The sequence below is a fragment of the Microbacterium sp. MM2322 genome (genome assembly GCF_964186585.1).
GTDB lineage: Bacteria > Actinomycetota > Actinomycetes > Actinomycetales > Microbacteriaceae > Microbacterium.
In genome coordinates this window covers 2,866,734-2,885,521 of record NZ_OZ075067.1, presented here as the reverse complement: position 1 = coordinate 2,885,521, position 18,788 = coordinate 2,866,734, and the positions used below count along the sequence as shown (strand labels likewise).

Annotated in this window: 18 protein-coding genes; 13 read left to right on the top strand and 5 right to left on the bottom strand. The window is 69.5% G+C overall.

Translation table 11 applies throughout. The features are described from left to right. Window positions 1-63: 63 nt before the first annotated feature. Window positions 64-2,412, top strand: coding sequence for a glycosyl hydrolase family 95 catalytic domain-containing protein (locus tag ABQ271_RS13950; protein ID WP_349309333.1), 2,349 nt, complete (start codon window positions 64-66; stop codon window positions 2,410-2,412). 58 nt (window positions 2,413-2,470) lie between these two features. Then, on the top strand, window positions 2,471-3,106 hold the full coding sequence (locus tag ABQ271_RS13945) for an NAD(P)-binding domain-containing protein (protein WP_349309332.1): 636 nt from the start codon (window positions 2,471-2,473) through the stop codon (window positions 3,104-3,106). 45 nt (window positions 3,107-3,151) lie between these two features. Here the strand turns inward: ABQ271_RS13945 and ABQ271_RS13940 are convergent, their stop codons facing one another. Beyond that, a complete protein-coding gene (locus ABQ271_RS13940) occupies window positions 3,152-4,558 on the bottom strand; it encodes an MFS transporter (protein ID WP_349309331.1) in 1,407 nt (468 codons plus the stop codon). 201 nt (window positions 4,559-4,759) lie between these two features. On the opposite strand from ABQ271_RS13940, the gene dnaK reads away from it, so the two are divergent. The 5 genes from dnaK (at window position 4,760) to ABQ271_RS13915 (ending at window position 9,710) form a co-directional block, all read left to right on the top strand. Then, window positions 4,760-6,622, top strand: coding sequence for a molecular chaperone DnaK (gene dnaK / locus ABQ271_RS13935; RefSeq protein WP_349309330.1), 1,863 nt, complete (start codon window positions 4,760-4,762; stop codon window positions 6,620-6,622). A gap of 2 nt (window positions 6,623-6,624) precedes the next feature. After that, the gene (locus ABQ271_RS13930; RefSeq protein WP_349309329.1) at window positions 6,625-7,215 is read left to right on the top strand and encodes a nucleotide exchange factor GrpE; all 591 of its coding nucleotides are present in this window, start codon (window positions 6,625-6,627) and stop codon (window positions 7,213-7,215) included. Window positions 7,216-7,227: 12 nt separating this feature from the next. Further along, window positions 7,228-8,208, top strand: coding sequence for a DnaJ C-terminal domain-containing protein (locus ABQ271_RS13925; protein ID WP_349309328.1), 981 nt, complete (start codon window positions 7,228-7,230; stop codon window positions 8,206-8,208). A gap of 10 nt (window positions 8,209-8,218) precedes the next feature. Beyond that, window positions 8,219-8,653 (top strand): heat shock protein transcriptional repressor HspR, encoded by a 435-nt coding sequence (locus tag ABQ271_RS13920; protein ID WP_349309327.1) that lies wholly within the window; start codon window positions 8,219-8,221, stop codon window positions 8,651-8,653. A gap of 232 nt (window positions 8,654-8,885) precedes the next feature. Continuing rightward, entirely contained in the window at window positions 8,886-9,710 is an 825-nt protein-coding gene (locus tag ABQ271_RS13915; RefSeq protein ID WP_349309326.1) for a DUF559 domain-containing protein, read from the top strand. A 94-nt stretch (window positions 9,711-9,804) separates the two neighbouring features. Here the strand turns inward: ABQ271_RS13915 and ABQ271_RS13910 are convergent, their stop codons facing one another. Continuing rightward, complete coding sequence (locus ABQ271_RS13910; protein WP_349309325.1) at window positions 9,805-10,395, bottom strand: hypothetical protein; 591 nt, start codon at window positions 10,393-10,395, stop codon at window positions 9,805-9,807. 31 nt (window positions 10,396-10,426) lie between these two features. Here ABQ271_RS13910 and ABQ271_RS13905 point away from each other — a divergent pair, with 31 nt between their 5' ends. The 3 genes from ABQ271_RS13905 (at window position 10,427) to ABQ271_RS13895 (ending at window position 14,050) form a co-directional block, all read left to right on the top strand. Next, window positions 10,427-11,641, top strand: a complete 1,215-nt coding sequence (locus ABQ271_RS13905) for a fibronectin type III domain-containing protein (RefSeq protein ID WP_349309324.1) — start codon at window positions 10,427-10,429, stop codon at window positions 11,639-11,641. Window positions 11,642-11,754: 113 nt separating this feature from the next. Further along, window positions 11,755-12,954, top strand: coding sequence for a glycosyltransferase (locus ABQ271_RS13900; RefSeq protein ID WP_349309323.1), 1,200 nt, complete (start codon window positions 11,755-11,757; stop codon window positions 12,952-12,954). Window position 12,955: 1 nt separating this feature from the next. After that, on the top strand, window positions 12,956-14,050 hold the full coding sequence (locus tag ABQ271_RS13895; RefSeq protein WP_349309322.1) for a glycosyltransferase family 1 protein: 1,095 nt from the start codon (window positions 12,956-12,958) through the stop codon (window positions 14,048-14,050). Between the two features lie 6 nt (window positions 14,051-14,056). Here ABQ271_RS13895 and ABQ271_RS13890 read toward each other — a convergent pair whose 3' ends face one another. The 3 genes from ABQ271_RS13890 to ABQ271_RS13880 are packed head-to-tail and all read right to left on the bottom strand — an operon-like array spanning window position 14,057 to window position 14,893. Next, complete coding sequence (locus ABQ271_RS13890) at window positions 14,057-14,269, bottom strand: hypothetical protein (RefSeq protein ID WP_036309518.1); 213 nt, start codon at window positions 14,267-14,269, stop codon at window positions 14,057-14,059. 39 nt (window positions 14,270-14,308) lie between these two features. Then, entirely contained in the window at window positions 14,309-14,701 is a 393-nt protein-coding gene (locus ABQ271_RS13885) for a hypothetical protein (protein WP_349309321.1), read from the bottom strand. A 60-nt stretch (window positions 14,702-14,761) separates the two neighbouring features. Then, window positions 14,762-14,893 (bottom strand): hypothetical protein, encoded by a 132-nt coding sequence (locus ABQ271_RS13880; RefSeq protein ID WP_349309320.1) that lies wholly within the window; start codon window positions 14,891-14,893, stop codon window positions 14,762-14,764. Between the two features lie 99 nt (window positions 14,894-14,992). Between ABQ271_RS13880 and ABQ271_RS13875 the strand changes: the two genes are divergently transcribed. Genes ABQ271_RS13875 through ABQ271_RS13865 form a run of 3 tightly spaced genes read left to right on the top strand, consistent with a single transcriptional unit; the run spans window position 14,993 to window position 18,781 of the window. After that, window positions 14,993-15,979: a helix-turn-helix domain-containing protein gene (locus ABQ271_RS13875; protein ID WP_349309319.1), complete on the top strand. Its 987-nt coding sequence runs from the start codon at window positions 14,993-14,995 to the stop codon at window positions 15,977-15,979. Between the two features lie 52 nt (window positions 15,980-16,031). Beyond that, the gene (locus tag ABQ271_RS13870) at window positions 16,032-18,242 is read left to right on the top strand and encodes an AAA family ATPase (RefSeq protein WP_349309318.1); all 2,211 of its coding nucleotides are present in this window, start codon (window positions 16,032-16,034) and stop codon (window positions 18,240-18,242) included. Further along, the gene (locus ABQ271_RS13865) at window positions 18,242-18,781 is read left to right on the top strand and encodes a GNAT family N-acetyltransferase (protein WP_349309317.1); all 540 of its coding nucleotides are present in this window, start codon (window positions 18,242-18,244) and stop codon (window positions 18,779-18,781) included. The genes ABQ271_RS13870 and ABQ271_RS13865 overlap by 1 nt, the downstream gene beginning before the upstream one ends. The last annotated feature ends 7 nt before the right edge of the window (window positions 18,782-18,788 follow it).

Below are 18,788 nucleotides of genomic sequence, written 5' to 3'. Positions count from 1 at the left end.
ATCCGACCGTGGAGTTCTGGCGCGGCCCCCAGATGCAGAGGCCTTCGCGCCCGAAGGAGAACGATGACTGAGCACGTCCTGTGGTACCGCCGCCCCGCGGAGACCTGGAACGAGGCCCTTCCCCTCGGAAACGGTGCGCTCGGCGCCATGTGCTTCGGTGGCGTGACCGATGCGCTCCTGCGTCTCAACGACGAGACGATGTGGTCGGGGAGCCCCGCAAGCGAACTCGTCGCGCCGGTCGTCACCGCCGACCAGGCCCGCGAGGCGCTCGCCGCCGCCCGCGCCGCGGTCGCCGAGGGTCGCGAAGAGGATGCCGACCGCGAGGTGCGCCGTCTGCAGCACCGTCACGCGCAGTCCTTCCTCCCCCTCGCCGACCTGCGGGTGCGGATCGACGGGGCGAACGCGGACGACGTCGTCGACTATCGCCGCGAGCTCGACCTCCGCACCGCGACCCATTCCGCCGAGGGCGTGTGGGCCGGGGGAGGCCTCCGCCACCGCACCTGGATCAGCGCTCCGCACGGCGTGCTGGTGCACGAGCTCGAGAGCGACGAGCCGATCGACGTCCGCGTCGAGCTCGAGACGCAGCTGCGCGAGCTCGGCCGCGTCGAGAACGACACCGCCACCACCCTGCTCATGCAGGCGCCGTCCGACGTGACGCCGCCCCACGACGAGGTCGACGAGCCCGTCGTCTACGAGGAGGGGGCAGCCTCCGTCCGCGGCGCGCTGCACGCCCGCATCCTCACCGACGGCACTCCGGTGCGCGGCGGACGGGTGCTCCGGGCGACCCGGGTCACCGTCGTGCTCGCCACCGCGACGACCTTCACCGGGATGGGACGGATGCCGGCGGGCACCGAGCGTGCCGCCTCGCGCCGCGCAGCCGGGCTCGTCGACGCCGTGATCGCGGCGGGTCTCGAGGACGTCCGCGCCGCGCAGGTGCGGGGCCACGCCGCGCTGTACGACCGCGCCGAGCTCTCGCTCACCACGGCGCCCGACCCCGACCGCGACACTGCCGAGCGCATCCGCGATCTCGCGGCGGGCGGCGGCGTCGACGTGCGTCGCGACCCGGGCCTCGCCGCACTCCTCTTCCACTACGGCCGTTACCTGCTCATGTGCTCGTCGCGTCCCGGCGGTCTGCCCGCGACGCTCCAGGGCATCTGGAACCAGGACCTCCGCCCCGAGTGGAGCTCGAACTACACGACGAACATCAACGTCGAGATGAACTACTGGGCAGCCCACACCACCAACCTCAGCGAGACCGAGGAGCCCCTGCTGGGCCTCATCGAGGCGCTCGCCGACAGCGGGGCCGAGACCGCACGCCGGCTGTACGACGCCCCGGGCTGGGTCGCGCATCACAACACGGATGCCTGGGGCTACACGCAGCCCGTCGGCGACGGCGTGCACGACGCGGAGTGGGCGTTCTGGCCGATGGCGGGTCTCTGGCTCTGCCGGCACTTCGCCGACCGCGACGCGTTCGGAGTCGCGGACAACGCGGAGCGTCGTCGCGCCTTCCGCCTGCTCCGCGGCGCCACTGCGTTCGCCCTGGCCTGGGCCGGCCGCGGGGAGTCTGGGGAGTGGGGAACCGCCCTGTCGACCTCTCCCGAGAACGTGTTCCGTACGCAGAGCGGCGGGTCGGCGGCCGTCTCGGAGTCCGCGACGCTCGACCTCGTGCTGCTGCGCGCCCACCTCGATGAGTTCCTCCGCCTGGCCGACCTGCTCGGCCACGACGACGACCCGCTGGTGGCGGAGGCGGCGGAGGCACGCGCGCACATGCCGGAGATCCCGCTCGATGACGACGGCTCGATCGCCGAGTGGTCCGCCGGTCGCGAAGCCATCGACCCGCATCACCGGCACCTGTCGCCGCTCGTGTTCGCCTACCCCGGCACCGAGTCCCTCACCCCGGAGCTCGCGGCGGCGGCATCCCGCTTCCTCGATCTCCGCGAGGACGAATCGACCGGGTGGTCGCTCGCCTGGAAGATCGCCCTCCGCGCGCGCCTCGGCGAATCCGGCCGCGTGGCCGACCTGCTCTCGCTCGTGTTCCGCGACATGTCGGTCGACCGCGGCGACCAGTCGGGCGGTCTCTACGACAACCTGCTGGCCGCTCACCCGCCGTTCCAGATCGACGGCAACCTCGGCTACACCGCGGGCATCGCGGAGTGCCTCGTGCACTCGCACGGAGACGTCGTCGTCCTCCTGCCGGCCTGGCCGACGGCGCTCGGGGCGGGATCGGTGCGCGGCCTCGTCGCCCGTCCCGGTATCGAGCTCGACCTCGCGTGGGACGACGCCGGCACGGTGACCTCGGCCCGCGCGCGGGCGCGCGTCGCCACGGCGCACGGCGCTCACGCGTTCCGGGCCGGTGACCGGGAGATCGACGCGACCCTCGACGATGCGTGGAGCACGCTCATCGCCGAGTGATCGGGTTCGCACAGGCTCCGCCGGGAATGGACCCGCGGCCGATGCGTTGCCCCGAGGTATGACACACGTAGGAATCATCGGAGCAGGTCACATCGGTTCGGCAGTCGCACGAGGGCTCGTCGCCCAGGGGCACCAGGTCGCGATCAGCAACTCGCGCGGTCCCGAGACGCTGGCGGATCTCGTCGCCGAACTCGGTGAGAACGCCCACGCCGTGACGGCAGCGGATGCCGCCGCCTTCGGCGAGTGGGTCGTCGTCACCGTGCCGCTGCACGCGATCGATGCCCTGCCCGTGGAGCAGCTCGCCGGCAAGATCGTCGTCGACACCAACAACTACTACTGGGAGCGCGACGGCCACATCGCCGAGCTCGACGAGAAGAAGACGACGACCTCGCGGATGCTGCAGGACCGCCTGCCGCAGTCGACCGTCGTCAAGGGCTTCAACCACATCCCGGCCGCCGACATCACCACCGACGGCGCCCCGGCCGGCGCTCCGGGCCGCCGCGCGCTGGCGACCTCGAGCGACTCCGACGACGCGATCGTCTTCATCACGAAGCTCTACGACGACTTCGGCTTCGACACCGTCAACGTCGGTCCGCTGGATGAGAGCTGGCGCGTCGAGCGCGACCAGCCCGCGTACGTGATCCGGCAGACCGCCGACGAGCTGCGCGCGAACCTGGCCCGCGCCGAGCGCTGAGCCCCGGCATCCGCTCGGATCAGTCCCCTCGGGGAGCTGCCGCGGTCAGCGCAAGTGCGCGGGCCGCGGCAGCTTCACGAAGAGCATGAGGACGAGGCCGATGACCAGCACGATCGCGATGCCCAGGATGCCCCAATAGGTCGCCCCGAACGCGGTGATGAACAGCGTCCACATGGCGGGCGCGAGGAAGCTGACGACGCGACCCGTCGTCGCGTAGAGCCCGAACACCTCGCCCTGCATGTGCTCCGGCGTGACGCGGGCCAGGAGCGACCGGGTCGATGCCTGGGCCGGGCCGACGAAGGCGCACAGCGTGAGGCCGAGGATCCAGAACGGCAGCTTGCCGGCGTCGTGCAGCAGGAAGACCCCGAGCGATGCGGCGACGAGGCCGCTGAGCGACGTGAGGATGATCGCCCGCGCGCCGAAGCGGTCGTCGAGGCGACCGGCGATCACGGTCGAGATTCCGGCGACGAGGTTCGCGGCGATGCCGAAGAGGATGACCTCGTTCGGCGAGAACCCGAAGGCGACCGCGGCGAGCACGCCGCCGAACGCGAAGACGCCGCCGAGCCCGTCGCGGTAGACGGCGCTCGCGAGCAGGAACCAGGCCGTCGGGCGGTGCGAGCGGAACAGGTCGCGGATCGAGCGGAAGAACTCGCGGAACCACGCGGTGAACCCGAGCGGCGTGTCGCCCGCGGGGGCCGAGGGCTCCGGGACGTTCCGGAACAGCGGGATCGCGAAGACGATCGTCCAGACCGCGCACCCGGCGGCGATGAGGCGGTACGCCAGACCGTCGGAGAGGTCGAGGCCGAACCATTCGACGGCGTTCAGCGCGACGACGACGACGAGTGCCAGGATGCCGCCGATGTAGCCCAGTCCCCAGCCGAGACCCGACACCTTGCCGACCGTCCGCGGCGTCGAGACGCTGACGAGGAGCGCGTTGTAGTTGACGCCCGCGATCTCCGAGGCGACGGCGCCGAGGGAGACGAGGATCGCCCCGAGCCAGAAGTACGACGGGTCGGCGAAGACGAAGAAGAGGCTGAACTGCAGGAAGGCGAGGATCGCCGTCGCGATGAGCAGCCAGCGTTTCTTGCGGCCCTTCCGGTCGGCGACCTGGCCGAGGATCGGGGCGAGCAGCAGGATCGCGAGTCCTGCGAACGTCGACACGAGCCCGTAGCCGCTCGACAGGTCGGCCAGCGCCGACTCCTTCAGCGGGTCGTCATCGGCGAGGGCGGCGATGTTCGCCGGCAGGAACGTGTCGGACACGAGGTACAGCGACACGAAGACGAAGGTCAGGATGACCGAGTTGAACGGTTGGGTCGCCCAGTCCCACATCGCCCAGGACACGACGTTCTTGCGCGCGACGGGGCGCTCTTCGAGGTCCTGGAACATCACGGGAAGGGCGCCGCTGTCGGCGGTGGCGGGGATCTCGGGCGTCCCGCCGCTGGAACGCGTCATGAGCCGCACCCTACCCCCGCCACGGTACTTCCCGGTGTCGCGACGTCACCGGCGCCAACCTGCAAACTTGATATGTGTGGGCTCAAGTTGGTTTGACGCTCGACACCGGTCGGAGTAACGTTGAGTCATCGCGGCTCAGGTTCCAACCGACGCCGCGGAAAGACTTCAGATCTACGCGAATGTCACACGAAGGAGCATCACATGGCACGTGCAGTGGGAATCGACCTCGGAACGACCAACTCGGTCGTCGCCGTCCTCGAAGGTGGCGAGCCCAAGGTCATCGCCAACGCCGAGGGTCTTCGCACGACCCCGTCGGTCGTCGCGTTCACGAAGGACGGTGAGGTGCTCGTCGGTGAGACCGCCAAGCGCCAGGCCGTCACGAACGTCGACCGCACCCTGACCTCCGTCAAGCGCCACATGGGCACCGACTGGAAGACCCAGGCGATCGACGGCAAGAACTACACGCCGCAGGAGATCTCGGCCCGCATCCTCCAGAAGCTCAAGCGCGACGCCGAGCAGTACCTCGGTGACACGGTGACGGATGCCGTCATCACCGTCCCCGCCTACTTCAACGACGCCGAGCGTCAGGCCACGAAGGAAGCCGGCGAGATCTCCGGCCTCAACGTGCTCCGCATCATCAACGAGCCCACCGCTGCCGCGCTCGCCTACGGCCTCGACAAGGGCAAGGAGGACGAGCTCATCCTCGTCTTCGACCTCGGTGGCGGTACCTTCGACGTCTCCCTCCTCGAGGTGGGCAAGGACGACGACTTCTCGACCATCCAGGTCCGCTCGACCGCGGGCGACAACCGCCTCGGTGGCGACGACTGGGACCAGCGGATCGTCGAGTACCTGATCAAGCAGTTCAAGGACACGACCGGTGTCGACGTCTCCGGCGACAAGATCGCTCTGCAGCGCCTCAAGGAAGCAGCCGAGCAGGCCAAGAAGGAGCTCTCAAGCTCGCAGTCGGCCTCGATCAACCTGCCCTACCTGTCGCTGACCGACTCCGGCCCCGTCTCGCTGTCCGAGACGCTGAGCCGCGCGAAGTTCGAGGACCTGACCAAGGACCTTCTCGACCGCACCAAGAAGCCCTTCGAGGACGTCATCCGCGAAGCCGGCATCAAGGTCGCCGACATCGACCACGTCGTGCTCGTCGGTGGGTCGACGCGTATGCCCGCCGTGAGCGAGCTCGTGAAGAAGGAAGCCGGCAAGGAGCCCAACAAGGGCGTCAACCCGGACGAGGTCGTCGCCGTCGGCGCCGCCCTGCAGGCCGGTGTCCTCAAGGGTGAGCGCAAGGACGTTCTCCTCATCGACGTCACCCCGCTGAGCCTCGGTATCGAGACCAAGGGCGGCATCATGACGAAGCTCATCGAGCGCAACACGGCCATCCCGACCAAGCGCAGCGAGACCTTCACGACCGCCGACGACAACCAGCCGTCGGTCGCCATCCAGGTCTTCCAGGGTGAGCGCGACTTCACCCGCGACAACAAGCCGCTCGGCACGTTCGAGCTCACCGGCATCGCGCCGGCACCCCGCGGCATCCCGCAGATCGAGGTCACCTTCGACATCGACGCCAACGGCATCGTGCACGTGTCCGCGAAGGACAAGGGCACGGGCAAGGAGCAGTCGATGACGATCACCGGCGGCTCGTCGCTGCCGAAGGACGACATCGAGCGCATGGTTCGCGAGGCCGAGGAGCACGCGGCTGAGGACAAGAAGCGCCGCGAGGCCGCCGAGATCCGCAACCAGGCCGAGACGCTCTCGTACTCGATCGAGAAGCTGCTCAGCGAGAACGCCGACAAGCTGCCCGAGGACGTCAAGACCGAGGTCCAGGCCGACGTCGACGCTCTCAAGACGGCACTCGCGGGCGACAACGACGACACCGTCAAGGACGCCTTCGACAAGCTGAACGCGTCGCAGGGCAAGATCGGCGAAGCGATCTACGCCGCGAGCCAGTCGGACGCCGCACAGGCCCCGACCGACGCTCCGGCCGGCGAGCAGCCGGCATCCTCCGATGAGGATGTCGTCGACGCCGAGGTCGTGGACGACGAGGACGAGAAGAAGTAACCATGGCGGACAAGGACTTCGATAAGCCGGAAGACGGCGACGACGTCGCCGCGACGCCGGCCGACGAGTCGACCGAGCACGCCGGGGATGCCGACACGGAGCCGGACGCGCTCACGGTCGACGACATCCTCGGCGCGGCTCAGTCCGACGAGGCCGCCGTCGCGGACGCTCCGGAAGAGGAGCACGACCTGCTCCTCGACCTGAAGCGTGTGCAGGCGGAGTACGCGAACTACCGACGCCGGACCGAGGAGCAGCGCGAGGTGGAGATCGCGCGTGCCAAGGGCGCGGTCGCCAAGGGGATGCTGCCCGTGCTCGACGATCTCGATCGCGCCGAGAAGCACGGCGACCTCGAAGAGGGCAGCGTGCTGGCGGCGATCGCCGACAAGACGCGCGCTGTCGTGGCTCGGCTGGGAGTGGAGCGCTACGGCGCTGCGGGCGACGCGTTCGACCCGCAGCAGCACGAGGCGATCTTCCAGGCGCCCACCCCCGGCACGACCGAGCCGACGATTCTCGAAGTCGTCGAGGTCGGTTACCGCCTCGGGGATCTGGAGCTGCGTCCGGCGAAGGTCGTGGTCGCCGTTCCGGCTGAGTAAGGAAGCGCATCCATGGCCAGTCAGGATTGGTTCGACAAGGACTTCTACAAGGTGCTCGGGGTGTCCAAGGACGTGTCCGACGCCGACTTGAAGAAGACGTACCGCAAGCTGGCGCGCACCTATCACCCCGACTCGAACGCGGGAGACGCCACCGCCGAGGCGAAGTTCAAAGAGGTCAGCGAGGCGTACTCGGTGCTCAGCGACAAGGAGCAGCGCGCCGAGTACGACCAGCTGCGCGCCATGGGCTCGGGGGGCGCACGCTTCCAGCCCGGGGCGAGCGGCGGGTTCGAGGACGTGTTCAACAGGTTCCAGCCCGGTGCCGGTGGACAGCAGGCCGACTTCGACGACCTGTTCGCGATGTTCGGGCAGCAGAGCGGTGGCCGATTCGGCTCCGGTCGCTTCGGGCAGCCGAGCGGCGGATTCCGCGGCTTCGGCGGCCCGCAGCGCGGAGCCGACGTCACCGCGCGCACGACGCTGGACTTCACCACGGCCGTCCGCGGCGAGACGATCACGCTCCAGGGCGATGATGGCAAGCCGATCAAGGTCAAGATCCCCGCGGGGGTCTCGGACGGCCAGAAGATCAAGCTGCGCGGTCGGGGGCGGCCCTCGCCCGACGGCGGGGAGTCCGGCGACATCGTCCTCACGGTGGGCGTCCGCCCGCATCCCGTCTTCACGCGGGAAGGGCTGAACCTCCGCATCCACGTGCCGGTCACGTTCACCGAGGCGGCGCTGGGCGCCACCATCGAGGTGCCGACCCTGGGCGGCGACAGCGTCAAGCTGCGCGTCGCGCCGGGGACCCCGTCGGGTCGCGTGCTGCGCGTCAAGGGTCGCGGGGTCCAGACCGCGAAGGGCACCGGCGATCTGCTCGCCGAGGTACAGGTCGCCGTTCCGACCCACCTCGACGGTGCGGCGCGCGAAGCCCTGGAACGGTTCCACGAGCTGGAGCCCAAGGAGAACCCCCGTGCCGATCTGATGTCCAAGGCGCGCGAGTGAGGTGAGAAGCATGGCGAACGAGCAGGTCGACGAAGAAGCCCCGATCCTCGCGATCGCGGTCGCGGCCGAGCTCGCCGGCATGCACCCGCAGACGCTGCGTCAGTACGACCGGCTGGGACTCGTGGTACCGGCGCGCACCCGTGGCGGGTCGCGCCGGTACTCCCTCCGCCACGTCGCGCAGCTGCGGGAAGTCGCGCAGATGTCGGCCGACGGCGTGAGCCTGCCGGCCATCTCGCGCATCATCGAGCTCGAGAACCAGGTGCGGATGCTGCGCCGCGAGGTCTCTGGACTGCAAGGGCGCCTGCGCGACGAGGTCGCCGCGCGCCGCGGCGCCCGCGTGTTCGCCGCCGGCGCGACCGGCTCGGTCGTGACGCTCCGGCAGGGCACGCGTGTGCGCCGCGCGACCGACGTGGTGCTCTGGCGCCCACATCCCCCGTCCGACTGACGGTCCCGGCGCCGAGCCGACGCGAACTGCACTCACGACCGACGGATGACGACAGTTCGCGTCGGGTCGAGCCTTCTGCCCGGGTGGTGAGCGCGCGGAGTCGTCCACAGAGGGGCGGATGCCCGGGGTCTCGAGGCGGCCGGCGAGCGAGCCTCTGGGGGTGAGACCGCCGACGCCGTTGCCTGCACACCTTCCACCCGCGTTCGCCCTCGCTGATGCGCAGGATGCCGGGGTGACTTACGCGCGCTTGCGGGGGAGGGACCTGTCGCGGCCGTATCGCGGAGTCCGCGCGCGGCACGAGTCGACCGGCGCCGTCGCCCGCGCGGTCGCGTACCTGCCCAAGCTGCGGCCGGGGGAGCACTTCTCGCACGCAACGGCGATCGCACTCGCCGGCGGGTGGATCCCCGACCGCCTGCAGGCGGACGTGGACGTGTCCGCCGTACGCCCGACGGGGCGTGCGCGCGGCGCGGGGGTCCGAGGCCACGAAGCGACCGCGCCTGTGCGTCACGTGGTCGGCGGGTTGCCGTGCGTGGAACCGGCCGCTGCGTGGTGCCAGGCGGCATCCCTTCTCGATGACCGTGAACTCGTCGTCGCGGCGGACTCACTCATGCGGAGGCAGCAGCCCGTTCTGACGATCGACGATCTAGGCCGCGCCGTCGCCGAGCGCGACCGAACGCGTCACATCGGCAGGCTGCGACGTGCGCTCACGCGCTCACGTGCGCGGACCGATTCCGTGGCTGAGACGCTCCTTCGGCTGGATGCGGCGGCCGCCGGCCTGCCCGAGTTCGCCGTCAACGAGGTCATCCGCGACGCAGGCGGTCGGTTCCTCGCCTACGGCGACCTGGTGCATGCGCCGACGAAGGTGCTGCTCGAGTACGACGGGCAACAGCACCGCCTCGATGACCGTCAGTACTCCCGCGACGTCGAGCGCCTCGACGCGCTGGCGGTAGCCGGGTGGCGCGTCATCCGTGTGAACCGCTCGCACCGCGGCGACGAGCGCCGCCGCATCCTCGACCGCGTGCATCGCTCGCTCCTCGAACGCGGCTACCGCACCTGACGCTCGAGCCGACGCGAACTGCGCCTATCCGTTGTCGATCAGTGCAGATTGCGTCGGGTCGACGAACCGAGCGGATGCCGGGGGTCGAGCCGGGTCAGGCGGGGTCGATGCGGAGGGTGCCGGGGCCTTCGCCGACGGTCAGGTCGTCGACGAGGCGCAGCGAGCGGGCGAGGGCGTCGACGGCGGGGATGACGGTACCGAAGCGCTCGCGGTCGGAGATCACGGCGGTCAGTGTGACGAGGTGGGTGCCGGTGTCCCACGTGTACGACGCGAACGGGGTCTGGCGGGGGTTCGGGGGTAACGGCATCTCGAGCTTCTCGCCGACGCCCAGCGGCGAGCCGGTGAACGTGACGGTGTCGTCGTACTCGATCGGCATGCTCGCGCGCATCGTGCGGAGCTGGGGAGTGAGCTCCTGCACTTGAGCCATCGTGACGAGCAGTTCGGGGTCGCCCTTCCACACCCACGCCAGCAGGCGACCGTCGGCGCGGCGCATCAGGGCGGGGATCGCCTGGCTCATCGCCCACGCGGCCACCTTGCTTCCGGGCTGCTCGCGCCCGAAGGCGGCGTTCGCCTGGGCCAGCAGCATCCCGATCGCCTTCTTGCGGGCGCGGCGTCCGCGAAACCCGAACGAGCCGGTGATCGGGACCCACTGCGCGGGGTCCGCCTGGGCAGAGAGTCGCGTCATGTCGACAAGCGTAGGTTGCTAGGATCCGCCTATGCTGCGCGTCCCCCTCGCTCGTAGCGTCGTCGCTGTGATCGTTGCGATCGCGCTCAGTCTCGCCCTCCCTGTCTCGCCGGCGTCCGCCGCGGCCGCCGTACCTGCCAAGCCGGGACTCGTGAACTACGTCGGCGCCTCGCTCACCTCGCTGACCGTCGACTGGGCCGACATCCCCGGCGCGACGAGCTACTACGTCTATGCGAACACCAGCCACAACCTGGTCACTCGGCCCGAGCAACCGATCAACCAGAAGGTCACCTCCTCGAAGGCGACCGTCGCCGGGCTGAAGCCGGGGGTCGCCTACTTCATCCAGGTGCGCGGCGTCTCGGCCGCGGGCATGGGGCCCCGGTCATCGCCCGTGGCCCACGAGACGATCACGGCGCAGGCGACGCTCCCCGCGGGCTCACCGAGCTATCTCGCGGTCAGCTGGAACGTGTGCTCGAACGTCTGCTCCGGTTTCTCGATGCGCAAGAACGTCGTCAACAAGCGCATCACCGAACTCGCTCCCGACATCGTCGCCCTGCAGGAGGCGTCGAAGTACACGACGCCGCCCAGCGGCTACACCTTCGCGTACAACGGGCAGAACGACATCCTCATCCGCAACGGCCGGTTCACGCGCGTCGCCGCGAAGTCGGGCGGCGCCACCTCGGGTGCGGTGTTGTTCCCGTCGGCCTACGCAGGGGCGGGCAAGGGGATGTCGTGGGCCGCCGTCCGGCATTCGTCGGGCGCCTACCTCCTGATCGTCGACACCCACCTCGTGGTCGGGACGTCGGCATCCGCCGTCCGTCAGCGCGAGTACGAAGCGGGCAAGCTCGCCGACTCGGTCACGGCCACGCTCACGAAGCTGAACAAGACGCACCGCTCTCTCACCGACTGGACCAAGGCCCCGGTGATGATCCTGGGGGACTTCAACACCCACAAATCGCGCCAAGGCGACGGCACGATGACCGTGCTCGAGAAGCGGGGGTGGCACGACGCCTACGACCAGGCGCGCACCCTCAGCCTGCAGCACTACAACACGGCGAACCCGACCATGTCGCTCACCCCGTTCACCAGCGTGACGTGGGGCGATCACATCGACAAGGTGCTCGTGCGGCCGTCGCGTTCGGTCGTGCACTCCTGGAAGAACGCCGGCAAGACGGCGGGCGGCAAATGGATCGGGCCGCTCGGTTCCGACCACCACCCCCTCGCCGTGCGCGTCGCCCTGCGCTGAGGCGCGCCGGTCTCCCAGCGGGGGAGGTCCCGGTCCCGGGCTAGAATCGAGCCCCGGCGCCCCGCACATCCTTGCGCCCCACCGACGCACAGATTGGCCCGTAGCCCGTGACCATGACGCCCCCGGACGATCCCGCCCCCGAACGCCGGCCCCTCACGATCATGGTGGCCGCCGATACCTTCGCCCCCGACGTGAACGGCGGCGCCCGGTTCACCGAGCGACTCTCCGCGGGCCTCGCGGCGCGCGGCCACGACGTGCACGTCGTCACGCCGAGCGTCACCCACCGCAACCACGGCGTCTTCACCGAGGTCATCGAGGGGCAGCCGCTGACGGTTCACCGCCTTCCGGGCTGGCGCTACCGTCCGCACGACTGGCTGCGGTTCGTGGCGCCGTGGCGGGCCAAGCACTACTCGCGGAAGCTGCTCGACGAGGTCGACGTCGACGTCGTGCACAGCCAGTCGCACATCGTCATCGGACGCGCCCTGACTCGCATCGCGAATCAGCGCGGCATCCCCGTGGTCGCGACGAACCACATCATGGCCGACAACATCCTCGACTTCACGCTCCTGCCGAAGTTCCTGTACGACATCTTCCTCAAGCTCGCATGGGACGACGCGGAGCGGACGTTCAAGATGTCGCGCGCGGTCACGACCCCGACCCGGCGGGCCGCGGAGTTCCTCGAGAACACGATCGACATCTCCGGTGTCGTGCCGATCAGCTGCGGCATCCGCAAGAGCAACTACACGCCCAACCTCGAGCCGCGCGAGAAGCGCCGCCGGGTGCTGTTCGTCGGCCGCCTCACGACCGAGAAGCACGTCGAGGTCACTCTCGAGGCCATCGCGAAGCTCCCCGACCTCGACCTGCAGTTCGAGATCGTCGGCGGCGGCGACCAGCGGAAGAGTCTCGGGCAGGTGACCCAGCGTCTCGGCCTCGAGGACCGCGTCACCTTCCTCGGACGGGTGTCGGAGGAGGAACTCCGCGCGGCGTACACGCGTGCGGACGTCTTCGTCATCGCCTCCGTCGCCGAGCTGCAATCGATCGCGACGATGGAGGCCATGGCATCCGGTCTGCCCGTCATCGCCGCCAACGCCGTGGCGTTGCCGCATCTCGTGCACGACGGCGAGAACGGCTACCTCTTCGAGCCCGGTGACTCCGACGAGCTCGCCGAGAAGCTCCGCACCGTGCTCACCGCCGACCAGGCCGAGTACTCGCGGATGCAGCAGGCCTCGCTGGACGGCGTCGACATCCACGACATCGAGCGCACTCTCGACACGTTCGAGAAGCTGTATCGCGGCGAACCGCTCGACGGCTGACATGCGTCTGTTCTTCGACGCGCGCTACATCCGCACCGACTTCCACGACGGCATCAGTCGCTACTCGGCCGAGCTCGCGCAGGCGGTGGCGGATGCCGCATCCGCCCATCAGACCGAGGTCACCTACCTGATCCACGACGAGCGGCAGCGGGCGTTCCTGCCCGACGGAGCGATCACGCTGACGATCCATTCGCCGACGTCGGCGAAGGAACCGTTCTCGTCGCTGCTGCTGAACCGGCACCGACCCGACGTGCTGTTCTCGCCGATGCAGACCATCGGATCGGGCGGCCGACGGTTCCGCCTCATCCTGACGCTGCACGACACGATCTACTACCGGCACCGCACCCCGCCGCGTGCGCTGCCCTGGTACGTGCGGCTCGGGTGGCGGGTCTTCCACCTGTCGTACTGGCCGCAGCGGTGGACCCTGAACGCTGCCGACCTCGTCGCGACGGTGAGCGAGACGAGCGCGCGCCAGTTCGCGCGGGTGCGGCTGACGAAGCGCCCGGTCGTGGTGATTCCGAATGCGCCGCAACGTCTCGCGGAGTTGCTGCCGGAGGGCACCGCCGTCGGTGCGGGTCCCGTGCGGAACCTCGTCTACATGGGCTCGTTCATGCCGTACAAGAACGTCGAGACGCTCGTGACGGCGATGCGGGAGCTCCCCGAGCACACGCTGCACCTGCTGTCGCGCATCACGCCCGAGCGTCGCGCGGAACTCACCGCGCGTGCGGGCGGCGGGTCGGTCGTCTTCCACGACGGTGTGACGGATGCCGCCTACGCGGCGCTCCTCGCCGACGGCGCCGCGCTCGTGACGACGAGTCTCGACGAGGGCTACGGGCTCCCCGTGGCTGAGGCGCTCGAACTGGGTGTGCCGGCGGTCGTGACCGACATGGAGATCTTCCGCGAGGTCGCGGGTGACGGTGCCCTGTACGTCGATCCGCTCGATCCGCAGGATGTGGCGCGCGCGGTGCGCTCGCTGGATGATCCGGGGGTGCGCGAGCGTCTCGTCGAGGCGGGGACGGCGCACATCCGCTCGTTCGACTGGGCGCGCTCCGCGCAGATACTGCTGGCGGCGGCGAAGGACCTCAGCCGGAGCTGAGCGGGGTCAGATCCCGCCGGCGCCGCCGGCGTTGCTCCGGTTGTCGACGTACGTCGCGGTGGCCTTGGCCATGCGTGCCTCGGAATCGATCGCGCGACGGGCAGCCGCGCCGCGACCTTCCTCGTCGGTGACCGATCGGTCGCGACGCGCGCGACGGTTCGCGATGAACAGGCTCGCGGCGATGATCCCGACGACGACAGCTGCGAAACCGTATTCCATGTCCTCAACCTAGCCGGATCCGGCTCGCGGGCGCACCTGTCAGAAGAGTCCGCTGGCGATCGTGGAGGACAGGAATCCCAGCACCGTGCCGACGACCGTGGCTGCGGCGAGACCGATCGCGATGCCGCCGAGGAGGCGGACAGCGGCATCCCGCTTCACGGCGACGAGGCCGAGGATGAGGGCGACCAGGGCGAGCGCGCAGGTGAAGACCGCGGAGAAGCCATTGGCGATGCCCAGCAGGGCGGGGTCGGAGGCCATGCGGTAGAGCTGGATCGTGATCATCGGCCAGATGCCGCCCAGCAGGACCGGGACGGCGGCGATGATCACGGCGGTGATCGCGAGGCCACGACCTGCGCCGGCCGGTGCGGGCGGCGTGCCGTAGGGGTAGCCGGGCTGCTGCTGCGGCGGGTAGGGCGGGATGGATTCGCTCATCAGGGTTCCTCTCGCGGGATCCCGAGTCTAGGGGCGGGCCGCCCAGGGGCGGAAGGCGGGTCACGGGAAGCGGGACCCGCGCGTCCGGGTCGGCTGGCGGCGATAGCCGTCGAGGGCGATAACTCGGACGACAGCGAAGGTGGCGCTGACGATCACGACGACCAGGAGGAGAAGAAGCAGTGCGGCGGTCATGGCAGAAACGCTATGCTTGCCCTCATCCTGCCACTAGTGGCCGCTGAGACACTGCCCGCAGGAATTCTGCCAACTCGGTTTCACCTCTTTGGGGGTCTCATGCTCACCACCGTCGCGTGTCTCGTGCAGCCTGGCTTCGCGCCCTTCGAGTTCGGCCTCGCCTGCGAGGCGTTCGGGCTCGATCGCAGCGACGACGGCATCCGGAACTTCGACTTCCGCATCGTGACCCCCGACCCGGGCGCGGTGCCGAGCAACATGTCGTTCTCGATCAACGTCGAGGCGGATCTGACTTTCGCCGACGAGGCGGACCTGGTCATCGTGACGCCGATCCCGCGCGAGGCGTGGGACAACGTCGACGAGCGGGTGCAGGACGTGATCCGGCGGGCGGTCGACCGAGGCGCGTGGGTGCTGACGGTCTGCAGCGGATCGTTCGCGGTGGCGGCATCCGGCGTCCTGTCGGGTCGTCGCGCGACGACGCACTGGCGGTACGCCGAGACGATGGCGAGCATGTACCCCGACATCGAGGTCGACCCGAACGTGCTCTATGTGCAGTCGGACCGGATCATCACGAGCGCGGGGACCGCGGCCGGGCTCGACGCCTGCCTGCACCTGCTGCGACTGGAGCTGGGGGCCGAAGCCGCGAACACGATCGCCCGCCGGATGGTCGTGCCGCCGCAGCGCGACGGCGGGCAGGCGCAGTTCATCGCCTCACCGCTGCCGGTGTCGACGTCGCTCTCGCTGACGCCCGTGACCGAGTGGATGCTGGAGAACCTCCGGCTCGATCTCTCGGTCGACCAGTTGGCGGGGAAGGCGCACATGTCGCCGCGCACGTTCGCCCGTCGGTTCAAGGCCGACTACGGCACGACGCCGGCGGCGTGGCTCGCGCGGCAGCGGATCCTGCACGCGCAGCGGCTGCTCGAGCAGACCGACCTCGGGCTCGACGCGATCGCGTACGAATGCGGGTTCGGGTCGGCGGCGGTACTGCGGCAGAACTTCTCGCGGGTGCTGGGTACGACGCCGACGGCATACCGGTCCCGGTTCGCCTGCCTGCCCGAGTTCGCCGGGTCCGCGGAGATGGCCTCGTGATAAAGTTGAGCCTGACGGACTCAAGTTTTGATCGACCCTTCAGGAGTGGACGATGAACGCACAACCGGCATCCGGTCAGGGGGAGCAGGGCAGCGCCCTCGAGCAGTACGGCATCAACCTCACCGACCGTGCGCGTCAGGGCAAGCTCGACCCCGTCATCGGTCGCGACAGCGAGATCCGCCGCGTGAGCCAGGTACTCACGCGGCGCACGAAGAACAACCCGGTGCTCATCGGCGAGCCCGGCGTCGGTAAGACCGCCGTCGTCGAAGGGCTCGCGCAGCGGATCGTCGCCGGCGACGTCGCCGAGTCGCTCAAGGGCAAGGAGCTCATCGCCCTCGACATCTCGGCGCTCGTGGCCGGCGCGATGTACCGCGGGCAGTTCGAGGAGCGGCTGAAGAGCGTCCTCAAGGAGATCACCGAATCCGAAGGGCGCGTGATCACCTTCATCGACGAGCTCCACACCCTGATGGGGGCCGGCGGTGGCGAAGGGTCGGTCGCGGCATCCAACATGCTCAAGCCCATGCTTGCGCGCGGTGAACTTCGGCTGATCGGCGCGACGACGCTCGACGAGTACCGCGAGTTCATCGAGAAGGATGCCGCGTTGGAGCGGCGCTTTCAGCAGGTGTACGTCGGCGAGCCGAGCGTCGAGGATTCGATCGCGATCCTCCGCGGGCTGAAGGAGCGGTACGAGGCGCACCACAAGGTCGCTATCTCGGATGGCGCGCTCGTGGCTGCGGCGGCGCTGTCGAACCGGTACATCCCGTCGAGGCAACTGCCCGACAAGGCGATCGACCTCATCGACGAGGCAGCGTCGCGGCTGCGCATGGAGATCGATTCGGCGCCGCTCGAGATCGACGAGTTGCGACGGCACGCCGACCGGCTGAAGCTCGAAGAGCTCGCGTTGAAGAAGGAGAAGGACGACGCCTCGAAGGAGCGCCTCGCGGCGCTGCGCGACCAGCTCGCGAAGGCGCAGCAGGAGCTCGACGATCTGCAGGCGCGATGGGAGCGGGAGCGCGCGTCGCTGAACGCCGTCGGCGACTACAAGACGCGGCTGGATGCCTTGCGTGTCGAGGCGGAGCGGGCGCAGCGCGAGGGCGACCTGGAGCGCGCGTCCCGGCTGCTCTACGCCGAGATCCCTGCGCTCGAACGCAAGCTGGCCGAGGCGGAAATGGCCGAGGGTGCGATCGGCGACGGCGCCGAGCGGATGGTGGGCGACCGGGTGACCGAGGAGGACATCGCGGAGGTCATTGCGGCGTGGACCGGCATCCCGGTCGGCAAGCTGTTGCAGAGCGAGAGCGCACGACTGGTGCACCTCGAATCGGAGCTGGGGAAGCGCCTGATCGGGCAGAAGGCGGCCGTGAAGACGGTGTCGGATGCCGTGCGTCGCTCACGTGCCGGGATCAGCGATCCGAACCGGCCGACGGGGTCGTTCCTGTTCCTCGGTCCGACGGGTGTGGGTAAGACCGAGCTCGCGAAGGCGCTGGCGGAGTTCCTGTTCGATGACGAGCGCGCGATGGTGCGGATCGACATGAGCGAGTACGGCGAGAAGCACGCGGTGGCGCGGTTGGTCGGTGCGCCTCCGGGGTACGTCGGGTACGAGCAGGGCGGTCAGTTGACCGAGGCCGTGCGGCGCCGGCCGTACTCGGTGGTGCTGCTGGATGAGGTCGAGAAGGCGCATCCCGAGGTGTTCGACGTGCTGCTGCAGGTGCTCGACGACGGCCGATTGACCGATGGTCAGGGGCGGACGGTCGACTTCACGAACACGATCCTGATCCTGACGAGCAATATCGGATCGCCGGTGCTGATCGACCCGACGCTGACGGACGAGAAGAAGCGGGAACAGGTCATGGCGATGGTTCGTCAGGCGTTCCGGCCGGAGTTCCTGAACCGTCTCGACGACGTCGTGATGTTCTCGCCGTTGACCGAGTCGGATCTGGCGCAGATCGTCGAATTGGCGGTGGACGCGCTGCAGGTGCGGTTGCGTTCGCGGCGGTTGACGTTGGCAGTGACGCCGGATGCGCGGGCGTGGCTGGCCGAGCGAGGGTTCGATCCGCTGTTCGGTGCGCGGCCGCTGCGCCGGCTGATCCAGTCGGAGATCCAGGACCGGCTCGCGATGGCGCTGCTGTCGGGTGGGGTGCATGACGGCGACCTGGTGCGAGTGGATGTGTCGGTCGACGGATCGCAGCTCGTGTTGACGAGTAGTGGGCAGACGCCGCCGGATTCGTCGGGCGATGACGTCATCGAGGCGGAGTTGCTCGACTGATGCCGGAGGTCGCGCTCGGCCACGGCGTGGTGATGCGGGAGCTCGCGGCGACGGATGCCGCGGCGCTCGCCGAGGCGTACAGCCGCAACCGCGAGCGGCTGGCGCCGTGGGAACCGGTGCGCGTTCCGTCGTTCTTCACCGAGGCCGGTCAGGCCGCGGATGTCGACGCGGTCTTGCGGGAGTGCGATGCGCGGCTCGCTGCTCCCTTCGTGCTCGCGGCGGGTGCGCGGATCGTCGGCCGACTGAACCTGTCGGGGATCGTTCGCGGCGCGTTCAAGAACGCGAACCTCGGCTACTGGATCGATGAGGAGCTCGGTGGTCGGGGGGTGATGACCGCAGCGGTGGATGCCGCGGCCCACATCGCTCGGGATCAGCTCGGGCTGCATCGCATTCAAGCGGCGACGCTGCTGCACAACGCGCCATCGCAGGCCGTGCTGCGGCGCTGCGGGTTCACGGAGATCGGGGTGGCGCCGCGGTATCTGCGGATCGCGGGGCGGTGGCAGGACCATCTGCTGTTCCAGCGGATCTTGGAGGAGTGACGTGCGC

Coding starts and splice junctions, on each gene's coding strand:
- ABQ271_RS13950 (WP_349309333.1), top strand. CDS start 64: ATGACTGAGCACGTCCTGTGGTACCGCCGCCCCGCGGAGACCTGGAAC.
- ABQ271_RS13945 (WP_349309332.1), top strand. CDS start 2,471: ATGACACACGTAGGAATCATCGGAGCAGGTCACATCGGTTCGGCAGTC.
- ABQ271_RS13940 (WP_349309331.1), bottom strand. CDS start 4,558: ATGACGCGTTCCAGCGGCGGGACGCCCGAGATCCCCGCCACCGCCGAC.
- dnaK (WP_349309330.1), top strand. CDS start 4,760: ATGGCACGTGCAGTGGGAATCGACCTCGGAACGACCAACTCGGTCGTC.
- ABQ271_RS13930 (WP_349309329.1), top strand. CDS start 6,625: ATGGCGGACAAGGACTTCGATAAGCCGGAAGACGGCGACGACGTCGCC.
- ABQ271_RS13925 (WP_349309328.1), top strand. CDS start 7,228: ATGGCCAGTCAGGATTGGTTCGACAAGGACTTCTACAAGGTGCTCGGG.
- ABQ271_RS13920 (WP_349309327.1), top strand. CDS start 8,219: ATGGCGAACGAGCAGGTCGACGAAGAAGCCCCGATCCTCGCGATCGCG.
- ABQ271_RS13910 (WP_349309325.1), bottom strand. CDS start 10,395: ATGACGCGACTCTCTGCCCAGGCGGACCCCGCGCAGTGGGTCCCGATC.
- ABQ271_RS13905 (WP_349309324.1), top strand. CDS start 10,427: ATGCTGCGCGTCCCCCTCGCTCGTAGCGTCGTCGCTGTGATCGTTGCG.
- ABQ271_RS13900 (WP_349309323.1), top strand. CDS start 11,755: ATGACGCCCCCGGACGATCCCGCCCCCGAACGCCGGCCCCTCACGATC.
- ABQ271_RS13895 (WP_349309322.1), top strand. CDS start 12,956: ATGCGTCTGTTCTTCGACGCGCGCTACATCCGCACCGACTTCCACGAC.
- ABQ271_RS13890 (WP_036309518.1), bottom strand. CDS start 14,269: ATGGAATACGGTTTCGCAGCTGTCGTCGTCGGGATCATCGCCGCGAGC.
- ABQ271_RS13885 (WP_349309321.1), bottom strand. CDS start 14,701: ATGAGCGAATCCATCCCGCCCTACCCGCCGCAGCAGCAGCCCGGCTAC.
- ABQ271_RS13880 (WP_349309320.1), bottom strand. CDS start 14,893: ATGACCGCCGCACTGCTTCTTCTCCTCCTGGTCGTCGTGATCGTCAGC.
- ABQ271_RS13875 (WP_349309319.1), top strand. CDS start 14,993: ATGCTCACCACCGTCGCGTGTCTCGTGCAGCCTGGCTTCGCGCCCTTC.
- ABQ271_RS13870 (WP_349309318.1), top strand. CDS start 16,032: ATGAACGCACAACCGGCATCCGGTCAGGGGGAGCAGGGCAGCGCCCTC.
- ABQ271_RS13865 (WP_349309317.1), top strand. CDS start 18,242: ATGCCGGAGGTCGCGCTCGGCCACGGCGTGGTGATGCGGGAGCTCGCG.